This is a genomic window from Streptomyces sp. NPDC058664, assembly GCF_042716635.1.
GTDB lineage: Bacteria > Actinomycetota > Actinomycetes > Streptomycetales > Streptomycetaceae > Streptomyces.
This window is the reverse complement of record NZ_JBHXRW010000022.1, coordinates 24,794-40,326: the sequence shown is the minus strand read 5'-3', so window position 1 is coordinate 40,326 and position 15,533 is coordinate 24,794. Positions and strand designations below refer to the sequence as shown.

General features: G+C 73.3%; 16 protein-coding genes and 1 riboswitch. Of the genes, 6 read left to right on the top strand and 10 right to left on the bottom strand.

Going from position 1 to position 15,533, the window contains the following annotated elements; all coding sequences use genetic code 11:
* Nucleotides 1–102 precede the first annotated feature (102 nt).
* On the top strand, nucleotides 103–1,113 hold the full coding sequence (locus tag ACFWUY_RS19350; RefSeq protein ID WP_384109350.1) for an LLM class F420-dependent oxidoreductase: 1,011 nt from the start codon (nucleotides 103–105) through the stop codon (nucleotides 1,111–1,113).
* Between the two features lie 2 nt (nucleotides 1,114–1,115).
* Here the strand turns inward: ACFWUY_RS19350 and ACFWUY_RS19345 are convergent, their stop codons facing one another.
* Nucleotides 1,116–1,661, bottom strand: coding sequence for a hypothetical protein (locus ACFWUY_RS19345; protein ID WP_384109346.1), 546 nt, complete (start codon nucleotides 1,659–1,661; stop codon nucleotides 1,116–1,118).
* Nucleotides 1,662–1,772: 111 nt separating this feature from the next.
* Here ACFWUY_RS19345 and ACFWUY_RS19340 point away from each other — a divergent pair, with 111 nt between their 5' ends.
* Nucleotides 1,773–2,066 carry a hypothetical protein gene (locus ACFWUY_RS19340; protein ID WP_384109341.1) on the top strand — a complete coding sequence of 98 codons (294 nt, stop codon included), beginning with the start codon at nucleotides 1,773–1,775 and terminating at the stop codon, nucleotides 2,064–2,066.
* A 22-nt stretch (nucleotides 2,067–2,088) separates the two neighbouring features.
* On the opposite strand, the gene ACFWUY_RS19335 is transcribed toward ACFWUY_RS19340, so the two are convergent.
* The 3 genes from ACFWUY_RS19335 to ACFWUY_RS19325 form a co-directional block, all read right to left on the bottom strand.
* The gene (locus tag ACFWUY_RS19335; protein ID WP_384109338.1) at nucleotides 2,089–3,177 is read right to left on the bottom strand and encodes a prenyltransferase; all 1,089 of its coding nucleotides are present in this window, start codon (nucleotides 3,175–3,177) and stop codon (nucleotides 2,089–2,091) included.
* The gene (locus tag ACFWUY_RS19330; RefSeq protein ID WP_384109335.1) at nucleotides 3,174–3,908 is read right to left on the bottom strand and encodes a class I SAM-dependent methyltransferase; all 735 of its coding nucleotides are present in this window, start codon (nucleotides 3,906–3,908) and stop codon (nucleotides 3,174–3,176) included. The genes ACFWUY_RS19335 and ACFWUY_RS19330 overlap by 4 nt, the downstream gene beginning before the upstream one ends.
* 139 nt (nucleotides 3,909–4,047) lie before the next feature.
* A complete protein-coding gene (locus ACFWUY_RS19325; RefSeq protein WP_384109333.1) occupies nucleotides 4,048–5,367 on the bottom strand; it encodes a glycosyltransferase family 4 protein in 1,320 nt (439 codons plus the stop codon).
* A gap of 283 nt (nucleotides 5,368–5,650) precedes the next feature.
* Here ACFWUY_RS19325 and ACFWUY_RS19320 point away from each other — a divergent pair, with 283 nt between their 5' ends.
* Nucleotides 5,651–6,283, top strand: coding sequence for a TetR family transcriptional regulator (locus tag ACFWUY_RS19320; protein WP_384109330.1), 633 nt, complete (start codon nucleotides 5,651–5,653; stop codon nucleotides 6,281–6,283).
* 208 nt (nucleotides 6,284–6,491) lie between these two features.
* Here ACFWUY_RS19320 and ACFWUY_RS19315 read toward each other — a convergent pair whose 3' ends face one another.
* The 5 genes from ACFWUY_RS19315 to ACFWUY_RS19295 form a co-directional block, all read right to left on the bottom strand.
* On the bottom strand, nucleotides 6,492–7,034 hold the full coding sequence (locus ACFWUY_RS19315) for a hypothetical protein (RefSeq protein ID WP_384109327.1): 543 nt from the start codon (nucleotides 7,032–7,034) through the stop codon (nucleotides 6,492–6,494).
* A gap of 99 nt (nucleotides 7,035–7,133) precedes the next feature.
* Nucleotides 7,134–7,700 (bottom strand): hypothetical protein, encoded by a 567-nt coding sequence (locus ACFWUY_RS19310; RefSeq protein ID WP_384109324.1) that lies wholly within the window; start codon nucleotides 7,698–7,700, stop codon nucleotides 7,134–7,136.
* 129 nt (nucleotides 7,701–7,829) lie between these two features.
* A complete protein-coding gene (locus ACFWUY_RS19305; RefSeq protein ID WP_384109321.1) occupies nucleotides 7,830–8,063 on the bottom strand; it encodes a ferredoxin in 234 nt (77 codons plus the stop codon).
* Nucleotides 8,063–9,523 (bottom strand): aldehyde dehydrogenase, encoded by a 1,461-nt coding sequence (locus ACFWUY_RS19300; RefSeq protein WP_384109318.1) that lies wholly within the window; start codon nucleotides 9,521–9,523, stop codon nucleotides 8,063–8,065. Before ACFWUY_RS19300 ends, ACFWUY_RS19305 begins: the two co-directional genes overlap by 1 nt.
* A gap of 170 nt (nucleotides 9,524–9,693) precedes the next feature.
* Nucleotides 9,694–10,095, bottom strand: coding sequence for a DUF3052 domain-containing protein (locus ACFWUY_RS19295; protein WP_384109315.1), 402 nt, complete (start codon nucleotides 10,093–10,095; stop codon nucleotides 9,694–9,696).
* A gap of 203 nt (nucleotides 10,096–10,298) precedes the next feature.
* On the opposite strand from ACFWUY_RS19295, the gene ACFWUY_RS19290 reads away from it, so the two are divergent.
* The gene (locus ACFWUY_RS19290) at nucleotides 10,299–11,336 is read left to right on the top strand and encodes an MBL fold metallo-hydrolase (RefSeq protein WP_384109312.1); all 1,038 of its coding nucleotides are present in this window, start codon (nucleotides 10,299–10,301) and stop codon (nucleotides 11,334–11,336) included.
* Nucleotides 11,337–11,340: 4 nt separating this feature from the next.
* On the opposite strand, the gene ACFWUY_RS19285 is transcribed toward ACFWUY_RS19290, so the two are convergent.
* Entirely contained in the window at nucleotides 11,341–13,005 is a 1,665-nt protein-coding gene (locus tag ACFWUY_RS19285; RefSeq protein ID WP_384109309.1) for a protein kinase, read from the bottom strand.
* A gap of 343 nt (nucleotides 13,006–13,348) precedes the next feature.
* A riboswitch (cobalamin riboswitch) is annotated at nucleotides 13,349–13,423 on the top strand.
* Nucleotides 13,424–13,518: 95 nt separating this feature from the next.
* Here ACFWUY_RS19285 and ACFWUY_RS19280 point away from each other — a divergent pair.
* On the top strand, nucleotides 13,519–14,769 hold the full coding sequence (locus ACFWUY_RS19280) for a prenyltransferase/squalene oxidase repeat-containing protein (protein WP_384109306.1): 1,251 nt from the start codon (nucleotides 13,519–13,521) through the stop codon (nucleotides 14,767–14,769).
* Nucleotides 14,766–15,455, top strand: a complete 690-nt coding sequence (locus ACFWUY_RS19275) for an SCO2322 family protein (RefSeq protein WP_384109303.1) — start codon at nucleotides 14,766–14,768, stop codon at nucleotides 15,453–15,455. The genes ACFWUY_RS19280 and ACFWUY_RS19275 overlap by 4 nt, the downstream gene beginning before the upstream one ends.
* The last annotated feature ends 78 nt before the right edge of the window (nucleotides 15,456–15,533 follow it).

The following is a 15,533-nucleotide window of genomic DNA, read 5'->3' as shown; positions in this document are numbered from 1 at the left end:
CGCACGGCCCCTCGTCCGGAATCCCTTCCGGGCGGGGGGCCGTTGCCGTACAGTCCCCCGCATCGCGCTACCTGACGAAGTGTCAGAAAGGATGCGTGCGGCATGCGACTCGGACTCGCCCTCGGCTACTGGGGCCGCGGCCCCTCCCCCGCCCATCTCGACCTCGCCCGCGAGGCCGAGCGGCTCGGCTACGACTCCGTGTGGACGGCCGAGGCCTGGGGCTCCGACGCCTTCACCGCGCTGACCTGGATCGCCGCCCACACCAGCCGCATCAAGCTGGGCACCGCCGTCGCCCAGATGGCCGCCCGCGCCCCCACCACCACCGCGATGCACGCGCTCACGCTCGACCACCTCTCCGGCGGGCGCGTCCTCCTCGGACTCGGCCTGTCGGGGCCGCAGGTCGTCGAGGGCTGGTACGGGCGCCCCTTCCCCCGCTCCCCGCTGACCGCGACCCGCGAGTACGTCGACGTGGTCCGCCAGGTCCTGCGCCGCGAGGCCCCCGTCCGGCTCGAAGGGCGTCACCACTCCCACCCGTACACCGGGGCGGACGGCACCGGCCTCGGCAAGGCGCTCAAGCCGATCACCCACCCCCTCAGGGCCGACGTCCCCGTCCTCCTCGGCGCCGAGGGCCCCAGGAACATCGCGCAGACCCTCACCATCGCCGACGGCTGGCTGCCGCTGTACTGGAGTCCGGAGCGCTGGGCCGAGGTGTACGCGCTGCCCGACGCGCTCCCCGAGGGCTTCCTGGTCGCACCCCTGGTCCGCGCCCAGGTCTGCGAGGACGTGCCGGCCGGGCTGCTGCCGGTCAAGGCGATGCTCGGCTTCTACATCGGCGGCATGGGGCACGCGTCCCGCAACTTCCACGCCGACCTGATGGGGCGGATGGGGTACGGGAAGGAGGCCCGCCGCATCCAGGAGCTGTTCGCGGCGGGCCGTCGCGAGGAGGCGGTGCTCACGGTGCCGGACGCCTTCGCGGACGAGATCTCGCTCGTCGGCCCCCGGAAGCGGATCGCCGAACGCCTGGAGAAGTGGCGGCGGGGCCCGGTGACGGACCTCCTCGTCACCTCACCGGACCCCGCCACGCTCCGCCTGCTCGCGGAGCTCAACGCCTGACGTCAGCCGCCCAGCTGGGACGTGCTGGGGACCTTGTCGACGACCTCGGCCCCGGCGCTCTTCCCGGCGTCCTTGACGCTGTTGATGATGTTCTCGAAGGCGCCGACGTCCGCGTCGCCCGCCTCGCCCTTGCGGAGCTTCGTGCCGAGGTCCTTGAGCGAGTCGATCCCCGCCGTGAGCGGGGCGACCGCCTTCGAGAGCAGCGGGTCGCCCTTGGCGTTGTTCACCGCCGCCTTGAGCCGGTTGTACGTGAACGCGCCCGCGAGGCCCGCCTTCACCAGGGCGAAGGTCCGCCCGTCCGCGCCCTTCTTGAACTTGCCCGCCCGGTACGGCTTCACGATCCACTGGTACGTGGCGCCCGCGGCGAGACCGGCGTTGGCCACGAACCGCGTCTTCGCGAGCTTCTGCTGCTCGACGGTGCTCGAACCCGTCGGGGTCGCGGCGGCACCGGTCGTGGTGGCCCCGTCGCCGCCGCAGGCGGCGGTGGTCAGGAGCAGGGTGCAGGACAGCAGCAGCGCCACCACTCCGCGCGAAACACTTCTGGGCACGACGGGACCTCCCTGATGACAGTGCCGCCAGCCTCACCCGGGGGCCGTACGGCCGCCACCGGGGCGACTCCGTACGGGTTTCGAAGCGCCACGCGCGGCAATGCGAGGTGTATGACCACCGGACGGAGCAACACCACGCAGGCGGCGAGGGTGATCAGCGTCCTCGCCGATGTCATGGCCGCGATCATCGGCCTCTGGATCCTCATGTACCTGCTGGACGCCAACCGGGGCAACAGCCTGGTGCAGTTCGTCCAGGACGTCGCCCACTGGCTGGCGGGCTGGTCGTACGACCTGTTCACCTTCGACGAGGCATGGGCGCGGGTGGTCGCGGGCTACGGCCTCGCCGCCGTCGTGTACCTCGTCGTCGGGCACATGGTGGCGGGGCGGCTGCTGCGCCGCCACTGAGGGGGCCGGACGGCCCGGACGTTCACCCGCAGCAGTCCGGTTCGAGACCCCGTGGCAGTCGCTCGCCCCCGAACACCGCCCCGGTCGCCTCGTCGCCGCCAAGGGCCGCCACCGCGAGGAGCAGCGAGCCGGCGGTCCAAGTGGTCTGCTCCTCGGGCCACATGGCCTTGTCGTCCTCCGTGTCGCCCTCGAAGACGTACCCCGTCCAGTACATGCCGTTGTCGGCGCGCAGGTGCTGGATGTCCTGGAGGATCGTGAGCGCGCGGTCGGACTCCCCCGTCGCCCAGAGGGCGAGGGCGAGTTCGCAGCTCTCGCCGCCGGTGACCCACGGATTGGGGACCACGCAGCGCACGCCGAGGCCGGGTACGACGAAGGCGTCCCAGCCGGCCTCGATCCGGGCCTGCGCCTCGGCGCCCGTGACCGCGCCGCCGAGGACCGGGTAGTACCAGTCCATCGAGTAGTGGGACTTGTCGAGGAAGCGCTCGGGGTGCCGGCGGATCGCGTGGCCGAGCGCCCCGGCCGCCAGCTCCCAGTCGGGCTGCGGCTCCTCGCGGGTCTCGGCGATGGCGAGGGCGCAGCGCAGCGCCTGGTGGATGGACGAACTGCCGGTGAGCAGGGCGTCGTTCACCGGTGTGCCGTCGGCCTCGCGCTTCCAGCCGATCTGGCCGCCGGGCTGCTGGAGTCCGAGGACGAACTCGACGGCCGCGTAGACGGCGGGCCACATCCGGTCGAGGAAGGCGTCGTCGCCGGTCGCCAGGTGGTGGTGCCAGACGCCGACCGCGATGTACGCGACGAAGTTGGACTCCCGGTTCCGGTCGGTCACCCGGTCCGGCTCGCCGTCGTGGTAGGCCGCGTACCAGGAGCCGTCACTGTTCTGGTGCCGGGCGAGCCACTCGTAGGCGCGGGCGGCGGCGGCGTGCTCGCCGGCCGCGTCCAGGGCCATGGCGGCCTCGGTGTGGTCCCACGGGTCGAGGTGGTGGCCCCGGAACCACGGTATGGCCCCGTCCTCGCGCTGGGCGGCGAGTATCCCGGCGACGGTCTCGGCGGCCTGCTCTGCGGTCAGCACCCCGGGGAGGACGAGGTGCTCCGCGATCCGCTCGGGAGAGGTCACTTGGCGTCGGCCTTCGGGAGGTGGGGCTTGGTCGCGTACGCCACGAAGCTCTTGCCGACGACCGGGTTGAGCAGCTGCTCGGCGACCCGGGTCAGGGCGGGCTTCTTCATGATGTCCCAGACCAGGAGCTTGTGGTACGCGCGGACCGGCAGCGCCTTGTCGTTGTCGACGCCGAACGCGCACTTCAGCCACCAGTACGGCGAGTGCAGCGCGTGCGCGTGGTGGGTGCCGTACGGCTTGAGGCCGGCCTGCCGGATCTTGGCGAGGAGCTCGTCGGCCTTGTAGATGCGGATGTGTCCGCCCTCGACCTCGTGGTACGCGTCGGAGAGCGTCCAGCAGACCTTCTCGGGGCCGTAGCGGGGCACGGTGATCGCGATCCGGCCGCCGGGCCTGAGGACGCGGACCATCTCGGCGAGCACGCCCTTGTCGTCCGGGATGTGCTCCATGACCTCGGAGATGATGACGACGTCGAAGGACTCGTCGGGGAAGGGCAGGTTGAGGGCGTCGCCCTCCATCGCGGTGGCGGTCGCGCCCGCGGGGGCCTCCCCGGCCTCCTTCATCGCCGCGAACCACTTGGCGACCTCGCGGATCTCCTCGCCGTTCTGGTCGAGGGCCACGACCTGGGCCCCCCGCCGGTAGCACTCGAACGCGTGCCGGCCCGCACCGCAGCCCAGATCGAGCACACGGTCGCCGGGGGCGAGCGGGAAGCGGGTGAAGTCGACGGTCAGCACGGGGTCGTCCTGCTTTCGGTGGTTACGGAGGTTGTGGGCAGTCGTTCCTCCCCCAGACTTCGTCCGGGAGGTGCCCCCAGGGCGGAACGGGTGGGCACAACCCACCCACCGGGCCGCACCCGGCGCACACGGAGACGTGTCACCGGCGGGCCCCGGCGCCTTGGCGGACGATCGCCTCGCGGTACAGCTCCGCGGTGCCCTGCGCGGCACGCGCCCACGTGAACCGCTCAAGCACCCGCGCGCGCCCCGCCGCACCGAGACGGCCCCGGAGCTCGGGGTCCCCCAGGAACCGGCCGAGCGCCGCCGCCAGCGCCCCCGCGTCCCCCGGCGGCACCGCGAGGCAGGTCTCACCGTCGGGCCCGGCGACCTCCGGAATCGCGCCACCCGTCGTCGCGACGAGTGCCGTACCCGTGGCCATCGCCTCCGCGGCAGGCAGCGAGAACCCCTCGTACAGCGAAGGCACGCAGGAGACCTGGGCGGAGCGGACCAGGTCGACGAGCTCGGCGTCGCTGATGCCCTTGACGAACTCGACGGCGCCGTCGAGCCCGTACCGCTCGATGGCCTGGGCGACCGGCCCGTCCTCGGCGCGCCTGCCGACGACGACGAGGTGCGCGTCGGGGTTCTCGGTGCGGAGCTTGGCGAGCGCCTCGATCAGGTGGATCAGGCCCTTGAGGGGGACGTCGGCGCTGGACGTGGTGACGATCCGGCCGGGGACCTCGGCGACGGACGGGTCGGGGGACCACAGGTCGGTGTCGGCGCCGATGTGGACGACCTCGATGCGGTCCTCGCGGACGCCGAGGTGGTCGACGATCTCCCGGCGGGAGGTGCCGGAGACGGTGAGTACGGACGGCAGCCGGCGGGCGACCTTCTTCTGCATGCCGGTGAAGGCGTACCAGCGGCGGACGGAGGCGCGGCGCTTCCAGTCGGCGGCGGCGTCGAGTTCGAGCTGCCGGTCGACGGTGATGGGGTGGTGGATCGTGGTGACGAGCGGGGCGCCGATCGCGCGCGGGCCGCCGAGGAGCCCGTACCCGAGGGTCTGGTTGTCGTGGACGACGTCGAAGTCGCCGCGGCGGGCGGCGAGCATGCGCCGGGCCCGCAGGGAGAAGGTGAGCGGCTCGGGGAAGCCGCCGGTCCACATGGTGGCGACTTCGAGGGCGTCGATCCAGTCCCGGTACTCGCCGCGCTTCGGGGTCCGGAAGGGGTCCGGCGAGCGGTAGAGGTCGAGGCTGGCGATCTCGGTGAGCGGCACGCCCTCGTCGAGGGTGGGGTACGGCTGGGAGCCGATGACCTCGACGCTGTGGCCGAGGCGGGCGAGCTCGCGGGAGAGGTGCCGGACATAGACGCCCTGACCCCCACAGAAGGGATTCCCCTTGTACGTGAGGAGGGCGATCCGCAACGGAGTGTCACCGGCCGCGGTGACGCCCTGTCGGGGGCCTGCCTCTATGGCCTCAGCGGTCATGCGCGACCCCCTTCGAGCGTGCGTTTCGCCGGAGCGTAACCGCTCGCGCTAATCTAGAACAAGTTACAGACTTGACCGGTCGCCCGATCGTCGGCCCGAATCGTTCGACCGCGTTCGGTCGCGTTCGCCCGACCGTCGGCCCGGTCTTCCCGACCCTCTTGATCCTTCGGGGAGGACAGAATCTACCGGCAGGTAGCTCCATGGTGAGAGCCGGACCGGGTGATTCGCGCCACGGCGCCCGCACCGCCATACTGTCGCTCCCCACCGCACGGAACGGGACCTCATGACCGCAGACAACAGGGCGGACCACAGACCCGCGTCGCCGCCCCTCACGGAACGCCAGGAGGCGCGCCGCCGCCGCATCCTGAACGCCAGCGCCCAGCTCGCGGCGCGGGGCGGCTTCGACGCCGTGCAGATGCGGGAGGTCGCCGAGGCGGCCGGGGTGGCCCTGGGGACGCTGTACCGCTACTTCCCGTCCAAGATCCACCTGCTGGTCGCGACCATGCAGGACCAGCTCCAGCACATGCACACCACCCTGCGGAAGCGGCCGCCCGCGGGCACCGACCCGGCGGAGCGGGTCGCGGAGACCCTGATGCGCGCCTTCCGCGCGCTCCAGCGCGAGCCGCAGCTCGCCGACGCGATGGTGCGGGCGCTGACCTTCGCGGACCGCGGCGTGAGCCCCGAGGTCGACACGGTCTCGCGGCTGACGACGGCGATCATCCTGGACGCGATGGGGGCGGAACACCCCACCCCGTCGCAGCTCTCGGCGGTCCGGGTCATCGAGCACACCTGGCACTCGGCACTGATCACCTGGCTCTCCGGGCGGGCCTCGATCGCACAGGTGAAGATCGACATCGAGACGGTCTGCCGGCTGATCGACCTGACGGCACCGGAGCGGGAGCCCGCGCGGGGCTGAGGGCGGGGGAGCGCGGCGGCTCGTACCGCTCGTACCGCGCCGACGGCTCCCGCCCGGCGGGACGCCGACCGGCCTCCCGCCCTGGCGGGCCCGTACGCGAGCGCCGCCGCCCGCGCCCCCGGCCGGGATCTCACGGCGGGGGCACGGACGGCGGCGGGACGACGCCGGATCAGGACGTCGGATCAAGGCGCCGGATCAGGGCGTCGGATCAGGGCGTCGTCTTCTTCGCGTTGTCCTTCGCGATGAGCGCCGCGCACTCCGGGCTGGAGTCGGCGCCGACGAACATCACCAGCTTCACCGGGCCGGTGGAGTGGTCGCTGGCGTTGAGCTGCCAGCCGCTCTTCTTCAGGGACTTGATCACGGAGCCGCTCTGCTCGTGGCTCCGCTCCTCCTGCCAGCCGCCCTTGACGAGGGCCGCGACCGTGGCGGCGTAGGACTTCTTCGGGTCCGCGGCCTTCTCGGCGTCGGCCGTCCAGCTGACCATGCAGTCCTTGAGCTCGGCCGGAATCTGCTCGCCCGAGGCGTCCTGCGCGAATCCGGCCGCCGTCGCCGCGTCGTTCAGCTCCTTGGTGACGGCGGCGCCGTCGAGCTTCTCGTCGCTCGAACCGCCCGAACCGCCCGACCCCGAACCGCCCGAGGCGGTCGAACCCGCTGAGGACGAGCCCGCCTTGTCCGAACCGCCCTCGCTGCCACAGCCCGCGACCAGCAGCACCACACCGGCGGCCGCGGCCACCATTTTCGCCTTGCGCACAGTTCTCCCAAATCGGCACGCACGAAGGCCTCTTGCCCCCGTTGACAAGGGGCCAGTTTTGCACGTGGGAACGACGGGCGTGTGCAACGGCGCCTCTCGTCAGGACCGTTCTACGTCCTCCCCGAACAGGGACTCCATCTCCTTCTCGGTGAACTGCTTCATGCACGAGTCCTCCGAGGCCTGGAAGGAGATCATGTCCATGCTCAGCCCCTGCCGCGCGCTGTGGTGGCGGGCGTACAGCGTCCAGCCCCGCTTCTCGAGCGTGACCCCGACCATGGTGCCGCCCTTGTCGTCCAGCTTCTCCACCTGGCGCTGCGACTGGCTCCAGCGCTCCCCCGCGAGGGCGGCGACCGCCTTGTCGAAGCCGCCGCGCGACCCGTCGACGACGGGGCCGACGTACTGCCAGGCGGCGGAGCAGGCCGCGGCGCGCTCCTCCACCCGCTCCCGCTCCGTGGACGGCGTGGGCCCGGGCGTGGGGGTCGACCCGCCGAGCCCCGGGGTGCCGGACTTCGGCAGCCCCGCGCCCTCGACGGCGGCGACGATCTCGGTGTGCACCGCCTCACGGTCGAAGGCCTCCGCCCCCGCGCCGGCCCCGCACCCCGTCCCGAGGAACGCCACCGCCACCGCGCCCCCGACCGCCGCCCACCGTGTACTCCGACCCCGCATGACGTCCCCGCTCCCTGTGTTCCTGCTGTGCCGAGGGAGTGTCACACACGGGGGAAGACCAGGTCACGGGCGGTCCCGGCGAGCGGGCGCGGGGCGTGGAACGGGCGGCCGGGCACGGGGCGGGCGCGGTCACTCCTCCGGCGGGAACACCGGCTCTCCCCCCTCCGCGAGGGTGATCAGGATCGCCTCCACCGGGCAGCCCTCCGCCGCCGCGAGCAGGAGTTCGCCCGCGTCGGTCTCCGGGGCGCGGGGGTGCGACTGGCGGGCCGTGTCGAGGCGGAAGTCGTCCGGGGCGTGGTTCACGCACATGCCGGAGCCGATGCAGACGCCCCGGTCGACCTCGACGTGCCAGCGGTCCCCCATCACGCGTCCCCGTATCCGGCCGGCAGGTGGATCATCTTGTGCTCCAGGTACTCGCCGAAGCCCTCGGGGCCGAACTCGCGGCCCAGGCCGGAGTTCTTGTAGCCGCCGAAGGGTCCGAGCATGTCGAGGCTGAAGGTGTTGACGTTGAAGGTGCCGGTGCGCACCTCCCGGGCGAAGTCGATGCCGTGCTCGACGTCCCTGGTCCAGACACTGCCGCTGAGGCCGAAGTCGGAGTCGTTCGCGATCCGCAGGGCCTCGGCCTCGTCCCCGTACGGCAGGAGGCAGATGACCGGGCCGAAGATCTCCTCGCGGGCGATCCGCATGGAGTTGTCGACGCCGCCGAAGAGCGTCGGTTCGACGTACCAGCCGCGGTCGAGCCCGGCCGGGCGGCCCCCGCCCGCGAGGACCTTGGCGCCCTCGGCCTGGCCGATGCCGATGTAGTCGAGGGAGCGCTGCCGCTGGCGCCTGGCGACGAGCGGGCCGACCTGGGTGGCCGGGTCGAGCGGGTCGCCGACGACGAGCGCGCCGGCCGCCGCGGCGAAGGCCTCGGCGATCTCCTCGTACCGCGAGCGGGGGGCGAGGATACGGGTCTGGGCCACGCACGCCTGGCCGTTGTTCATCCAGGCGGCCGGGACGATCCCGGCGACGGCGGTCGCCGGATCCGCGTCGGGCAGGATCACCGCGGCCGACTTCCCGCCGAGTTCGAGGGTGACGCGGGTGAGGTTGCGGGAGGCGACCTCCATGACCCGCCGGCCGGCGGCGACCGAGCCGGTGAAGGAGACCTTGTCGACGCCGGGGTGGCCGACGAGGTACTCGCTGACCTCGCGGTCGGCGGGCAGGATGCTGAGCACCCCCTCGGGAAGCCCGGCCTCGGTGGCGATGTCGGCGAGGATGTACGAGTCGAGGGGCGACTCGGGCGACGGCTTGAGGACCACCGTGCAGCCGGCGAGCAGTGCGGGTCCCAGCTTGGCGGCGGCGGTGAACTGGGGCACGTTCCACGGGACGACGGCCGCGACCACCCCGACCGGCTCGCGCCGGACGAGCAGCGGCCCGAGGATGCCGCCGCGCCGCTCCTCGTACGCGAAGTCGCGGGCGACGGTGATCGCCGCGTCCCAGACCATCATCGCGCCGAGCGCCTGGGCGAGGACGGACCAGGAGTACGGGGAGCCGTTCTGCGCGCTGATGGAGCGGGCGATCTCCTCGTGGCGGACGGCGACGGCGTCCTTGATGCGGCTGACGACGGCGATCCGCTCCTCCACCGGCATCCGGGGCCACGGCCCTTCGTCGAAGGCCCGGCGTGCGGCGGCCACGGCCCGGTCGACGTCGGCGGTGGAGGCGTGCGGGACGCGCCCGATGACCTCCTCGGTGTGCGGGGAGATGACCTCGATGACCTCCTCGCCGAGCGGGTCGGTCAACTGCCCGCCGATGAAAAGCTTTCCGTGCTCCACAAGCTCGGTCATGCCCGCCGCCTCCAGAGGAGAAGGAACTCCCTGACGATTCATCAGAACTGATACCCAGAACTGATACCAGTTCTAGTTATAGGGGGCAATGCTCCGGACGGAATGGGCCCCACCAGCCGTTTTACGACTGGCGGGGTCTTGACCATGCGGCCGGGGCCGCCTCCGGTCCGTCAGACGCCCCGCCGTCCCGAGGTGCGCGCGTCGGGCACCTCGGGACGAACCAGCCGGGACGCGGTCCAGGCCCCCGCCGCGACGGTGCCGGTCCGCGACAGGCCGGCCGCCGGAGCGGCTTCTCCGATCTCGCCGGGCTCCAGGTGGCCGGGCTTGCCGGTCTTCGGTGTCAGCACCCAGATGTGGCCGTCGGCCGCGAGAGGGACGGCCGCCTCCGTCAGGATGTCGACGAGGTCACCGTCCCCCTCCCGGAGCCACAGGAGCACGACATCGACCGCACCCTGGTGATCGTCATCGACGAGACTCCCCCCGATGGCCTCCTCGACCGACTCCCGCAGACCGTCGTCGACATCGTCGTCCTGGCCGAGCTCCTGCACCACCAGGCCGCGGGAGAACCCCAACCTGGCTCCGTAGTCGTCCTCTTCCCCCCCAGCAGGTGTCATCGCGTCCTTCTCCCCTGTCATGTCGGCAACGCCCACCACGATGACCGAACACCCTGCCGGGCCCAAGAGGCGCGAGCCGCTCTGACGGGTAGTCAGTTCTCGTTATGATGAGCAGTGGTCGAGCACGCTCCGCACCGCCTTGGAGAGATGAGGACCCGCCCATGACCCAGGTGACCGAGCACGGCGGAGGCGTCTGGTCGCTCCGGGTGCCCATCCCGGATAATCCGCTCGGCCACACCCTGGTGCACGTCCTCGACACCGACCGCGGCCCTGTCCTCGTCGACACCGGCTGGGACGACCCGGCCTCCTGGACCGAACTCGCCGCCGGACTCCACGCGCTGGGCCTCGACGTGTCGGACGTCCACGGCGTCGTCATCACCCACCACCACCCCGACCACCACGGCCTCTCCGGCCGGGTCCGCGAGGAGTCCGGGGCCTGGATCGCCATGCACGCCGCCGACACGGCCGTCGTCCGCCGCACCCGCGAGTCCGAACCCGGCACCTGGCTCGACTACCTCGCCCGCAAACTCGCCACCGTCGGCGCCCCCGAGGAGCACCTCGCCCCGCTGCGGGCCGCCCGCGCCTCCGGCCGCCTGGGCACCCTCCCCGGCCTGCGCTCCGCCCTCCCCGACCGCGAGATCGTCCCCGGCGAGCTGCTCGACCTGGCCGGACGGCGACTGCGCGCGATCTGGACCCCGGGCCACACCCCCGGCCACGTCTGCCTCCACCTGGAGGAGGAGCACCCCTCGCGGCTGCCCGGCCACGGCCGTCTCTTCTCCGGCGACCACCTGCTGCCCGGGATCTCCCCGCACATCGGCCTGTACGAGGACCCCGACGACTCCACTGTCACCGACCCCCTCGGCGACTACCTCGACTCCCTCGAACGCGTCGGCCGCCTCGGCGTCGCCGAGGTCCTCCCCGCCCATCAGCACGCCTTCACCGACGCCGCCGGCCGGGTCCGCGCACTCCTCGACCACCACGAGGAACGGCTCACCGGACTCCTCGGCCTCCTCGCCGCACCCCTCACCCCCTGGCAGCTCGCCGAGCGGATGGAGTGGAACCGCCCCTGGGAGCAGATCCCCCACGGCTCCCGGAACATCGCCGTCAGCGAAGCCGAGGCGCACGTCCGCCGCCTGGTGAAACTGGGCCGCGCCGAACCGGTGCCCGGCACGGACCCGGTGGAGTACGTGGCGGTGTGAGGCCTCAGGCCTTCACCAGACGGACGATCGACATGACCAGGACGATCGGGGAGAAGCCACCTCCGAGGACCATCACCGGCAGCGCCACCCACCACAGGTAGTGCTGCCCCCCGCCTTCCCCGTAGGCGTAACCGTTGTGGACGAACAGGAACCAGAGGAGGTGCAGCGTCAGCACGGCGCACAGCGCCATCCAGTAGACGGCGATACCGGCGGCCCAGAGCCGGACCCTGCCCTGCGGCACCGTCAACAGCCGCCGCCGGTAGGTGTGGAGCCCGGCCATCGCGACGATGAGGAGCAGGGTCGCGGGGAGGCGCCACCAGTCGTTCATCGCCCATTGATAGGCCCCGCCCGCCTGGTCGGAGAGCGAGGGATGGACCGCCGCCCGCTCCAGGAGGTCGACCCCGCCCACGAGGAACGCCAGCATCGGCACCAGGTAGAACAGCCCGAGGACGGGCCGGCCCAGGCCGGCGGTCAGAGTGCGCACGGCGACTTCCCGCGCGGACGGCGCCCCCTTCGACGACGCCCGCGCTCGCGGCACGGCGGCCGGGCCCCGGACGGGGGTCCGGGCAGGAGTCCGGGCAGGGGTCCGGGCAGGGGTCCGGGCAGGGGTCCGGGCAGGGGTCCGGGCGGGAGCGGGCAGCACAGCGGTTGGTGGCGGCGGCTGCGGCTGCGGCTGCGGGAGTACGGCGGTGAGGGCGCCCTGCGACGGATCGGCGCCCGCGCTCGCGGGCGTGTTCGTGTTCGCGGCCGTCCCGCTGCCCCCACCAGGGGGCTCCGGCTCCGGCTCAGCCTCCGCGTTGAGCAGTTCCTCCCCCTTCTGCGCGATGGCCGCGACGACCGGCGCCGGGAGCCAGGGCCCGGTGTCCCCGAGGTGGGCGTCGGCGACGGCCGTGAGCTCCGCCACCGGTGGGCGCTCCTCCGGCCGCTTGGCCAGGCAGCGGCGTACGAGTTCCGCGAAGGGCCCCTCGGCCCCCGTGAGGTCGGGCTCGTGGTGGACGAGCCGGTACAGCAGCTCCGCCACCGAGCCGCCCCCGAAGGGCCCCCGCCCGGTCGCCGCGAACGCCAGCACCGCGCCGAGCGAGAAGACGTCCGCCGCGGGCCCGACCGGCCGCCCCTCCGCCTGCTCCGGCGACATGAACCCGGGCGAACCGACGACCAGACCCGTCCCCGTCAGGGCCGTCTCGTCGGCGGAGCGCGCGATGCCGAAGTCGATGAGCAGGGGGCCGGACAGCGAGAGCAGCACGTTGGACGGTTTCACGTCCCGGTGCACGAGCCCCGCGCGGTGCACCCCTTCGAGGGCGTGCGCGAGGCCGGAGAGCAGGCGCCACAGGGCCGGTTCGGGCAGCGGCCCGTGCCCGAGGACCGCCTCGGAGAGCGCGGGCCCCGGCACGTACGCGGTGGCCAGCCAGGGAACCTCCGCGTCCGGGTCGGCGTCCAGGACCGGGACGGTGCCCGCCCCCCGTAACGACTGGGCGGCCCGTACCTCGCGGGCGAAGCGTGTACGGAAGCCCGGGTCACCCGCGATCGCGCCGTGCACCACCTTCAGCGCGACCGTGCGGCCGCCCCGCGACCGACCCAGGTAGACGCGGCCCATGCCGCCCTCGCCCAGGCGGTAGAGCAGCCGGTAGGAACCGACCGCCCGCGGGTCGCTCTCGGTCAACGGCCGCATTCCGCACCCCCCGTGAAGACGCCGTCGTCATCGCGCCCCGTGTCGCACCACGTCCACATGACCACATGACCACGTGTTCACGCGCGCGTGCGCCCGCGCGGTCCCGTGCGTGCGTTCACGCGCGCGTGCGTACGAGGTTCTGCGGTTCTCACGTGGACCTCGCGCACACGGGCGCGGCCGTCAGCATGGCACAGCGGTCCGCTCTCCGGCAGCGCGCCCGCGAAGCCCGTCCGGGATCACCCCGGAGCCCGCCTCCCGTCCGGGTGTGAGCCGCCTCGCACCCCCCGGGGACGGGGCCGTACGGGCCGGTAGAGTGTGGCCCGTCGTCATCATGCCCGTACGGGGGGAAGCCGGTGCGAATCCGGCACTGACCGCGCAACCGTGAGCCGCTCTCCGTGAGCGGCGAGTCGGAATGCCCCGTCCGGGACGTGAACGCCGGCACCGTCGAGGAATACGGAGCCGGAGCCTGGTGCCCCTGAGGCGTGCCGGAGCCCGGCCGCAGGAGAGGGCCCCATGAACACCGTCCGCCGAGGCGCCGCCGCGCTCGCAGCCGCCGCCGTCCTGCTCGGCACCGGAGCAGCCGGGGCCGCCACCGCCGCGCCCTCCCCCTCCCCCTCGGCCGGCGCGCTCCCGCCCGGCCTGTACGGCACGAAGGACCCGACGTACGACGGCGTCTGGCGCCAGTCGCTCGCCTTCCTCGCCCAGCGCGCCACCGACTTCCAGCCCGCCGACCAGGCCGTGGCCTGGCTCCTCGGCCAGCAGTGCGAGGACGGCTCCTTCAGCTCGTACCGCGCGGACGTCACGAAGGCCTGCGACGCGAAGACGATGCGGGACACCAACGCCACCGCCGTCGCCGTGCAGGCGCTCCGCGCCGTCCGCCGCCAGGCCACCGAACCGGAGAAGATCGACCGGGCCGTCAAGGCCGGCTCCGACTGGCTGCGCACCGTGCAGAACAAGGACGGCGGCTGGGGATACGGCGTCGGCGGCGCCAGCGACGCCAACTCCACCTCGATCGTCGTCGGCGCGCTCGCCGCGACCGGCGTGCGGCCCGGCTCGTTCACCTCCGTCGAGGGCCGTACGCCCTACGACGCGCTCCTCTCCTTCGCGCTGCCCTGCTCGGACAAGGCCGGCGCGGGCGCCTTCGCGTACCAGCCGGACGAGACCGGCAAGCTGCTCGCGAACGCCGACGCCACCGCCGCGGCCACCCTCGCCGGCCTCGGCAAGAGCATCGTCGCCGCCAAGGCGTCCCCGGAGCAGCCGCCGGTCTGCACCGACCTGTCGAAGCCGACGGTCGAGCGGGCCGCGCTCAACGGCGCCTCCTACCTGGCACAGACCCTCGCGAAGACCGGCCACCTCACCCTGCCGCCGATGCCGGGCGCCACCGACACCGCCGAGCAGCCCGACATCGGCAACACCGCCGACGCCGTCGTCGCGCTCGCCGCCTCCGGCGCGGCCAAGGAGGCGAAGCCCGCCCTGGAGTGGCTGGAGAAGAACTCCGCCGCCTGGGCGAAGGAGAGCGGCCCCGCCGCCTACGCCCAGCTGATCCTGGCCGCCCGCGCGACCGACACCGACCCGCGCGAGTTCGGCACGGCGGACCTGGTGGAGCAGCTCAACGCCACCGGCCCCGCGCCCAAGACCCCCGACACCTCCGCGTCCTCGACGAGCGACGACGAGGGCCGCGGCTTCGACGTCTGGTGGATCATCGGCATCGGCATGGTCGTCGGCGTCGGCATCGGCTTCCTCGTGAGCGGGCGCAAGAAGTGACGACGGCCGGAAGGCGCGGCGCCCGCGTCGCGGCCGCCGCCGCCGGAGCGCTGCTCACGCTGACCGGGATCGCCGCGGCTCCGGCCCAGGCGGCCGGCTACCGCTACTGGTCGTTCTGGGAGAGCGACGGCGGCAAGCCGTGGGCGTACGCCACCCAGGGCCCCGCGACCGCCCGCCCCGCCGACGGCGACACGATCGGCTTCCGCTTCGCGGTCAGCAACGGCACGGACGACACCTCCCTGCCCTCCGTCCGGCCCGGCTTCGCGGAGGTCTGCGGGAGCGTGGAGAAGAAGGACGGCGCCAAGCGGGTCGCGGTCGTCGTCGACTTCGGCGGCCCGGCGGACGCCCCGCCCGGCGAGACCCCGCCCGAGAAGGCGGCCGAGGTCGGCTGCGCCCGGGTCCGCGAGGACGCGACGGCCGCGGAGGCGCTCGCCGCGGTGGCGAAGCCCCTGCGGTACGACAGCGCGGCCATGCTGTGCGGGATCGCCGGCTATCCGGCGAAGGGCTGCGGCGAGCAGGTCGCGGAGACGGCCCCGGCGTCGGTCACGCCCAGCGCTTCGACCGCGGCGACCCCGTCGGCCGCGGGGGAAGAGGGAGGGGGCCCGTCCTTCGGCGTACTCGCCGGCGGGGCGGCCGTCCTGGCCCTCGGCGGGGCCGCGGTCTGGAAGGCCCGCCGCCGCGGATGAGCCCCGCATGTTCCGCGCGGCCTCCGCGCTCCGCGTGTCCCCCGCGTCCTCAGTGCTCCGCGTGCTCCGCGTGCTCCC

What these genes read in the sequence shown, in the direction of transcription:
- ACFWUY_RS19350 (WP_384109350.1), top strand. Translation starts at nt 103, where the DNA reads ATGCGACTCGGACTCGCCCTCGGCTACTGGGGCCGCGGCCCCTCCCCC.
- ACFWUY_RS19340 (WP_384109341.1), top strand. Translation starts at nt 1,773, where the DNA reads ATGACCACCGGACGGAGCAACACCACGCAGGCGGCGAGGGTGATCAGC.
- ACFWUY_RS19325 (WP_384109333.1), bottom strand. Translation starts at nt 5,367, where the DNA reads ATGACCGCTGAGGCCATAGAGGCAGGCCCCCGACAGGGCGTCACCGCG.
- ACFWUY_RS19320 (WP_384109330.1), top strand. Translation starts at nt 5,651, where the DNA reads ATGACCGCAGACAACAGGGCGGACCACAGACCCGCGTCGCCGCCCCTC.
- ACFWUY_RS19310 (WP_384109324.1), bottom strand. Translation starts at nt 7,700, where the DNA reads ATGCGGGGTCGGAGTACACGGTGGGCGGCGGTCGGGGGCGCGGTGGCG.
- ACFWUY_RS19305 (WP_384109321.1), bottom strand. Translation starts at nt 8,063, where the DNA reads ATGGGGGACCGCTGGCACGTCGAGGTCGACCGGGGCGTCTGCATCGGC.
- ACFWUY_RS19300 (WP_384109318.1), bottom strand. Translation starts at nt 9,523, where the DNA reads ATGACCGAGCTTGTGGAGCACGGAAAGCTTTTCATCGGCGGGCAGTTG.
- ACFWUY_RS19290 (WP_384109312.1), top strand. Translation starts at nt 10,299, where the DNA reads ATGACCCAGGTGACCGAGCACGGCGGAGGCGTCTGGTCGCTCCGGGTG.
- ACFWUY_RS19285 (WP_384109309.1), bottom strand. Translation starts at nt 13,005, where the DNA reads ATGCGGCCGTTGACCGAGAGCGACCCGCGGGCGGTCGGTTCCTACCGG.
- ACFWUY_RS19280 (WP_384109306.1), top strand. Translation starts at nt 13,519, where the DNA reads ATGAACACCGTCCGCCGAGGCGCCGCCGCGCTCGCAGCCGCCGCCGTC.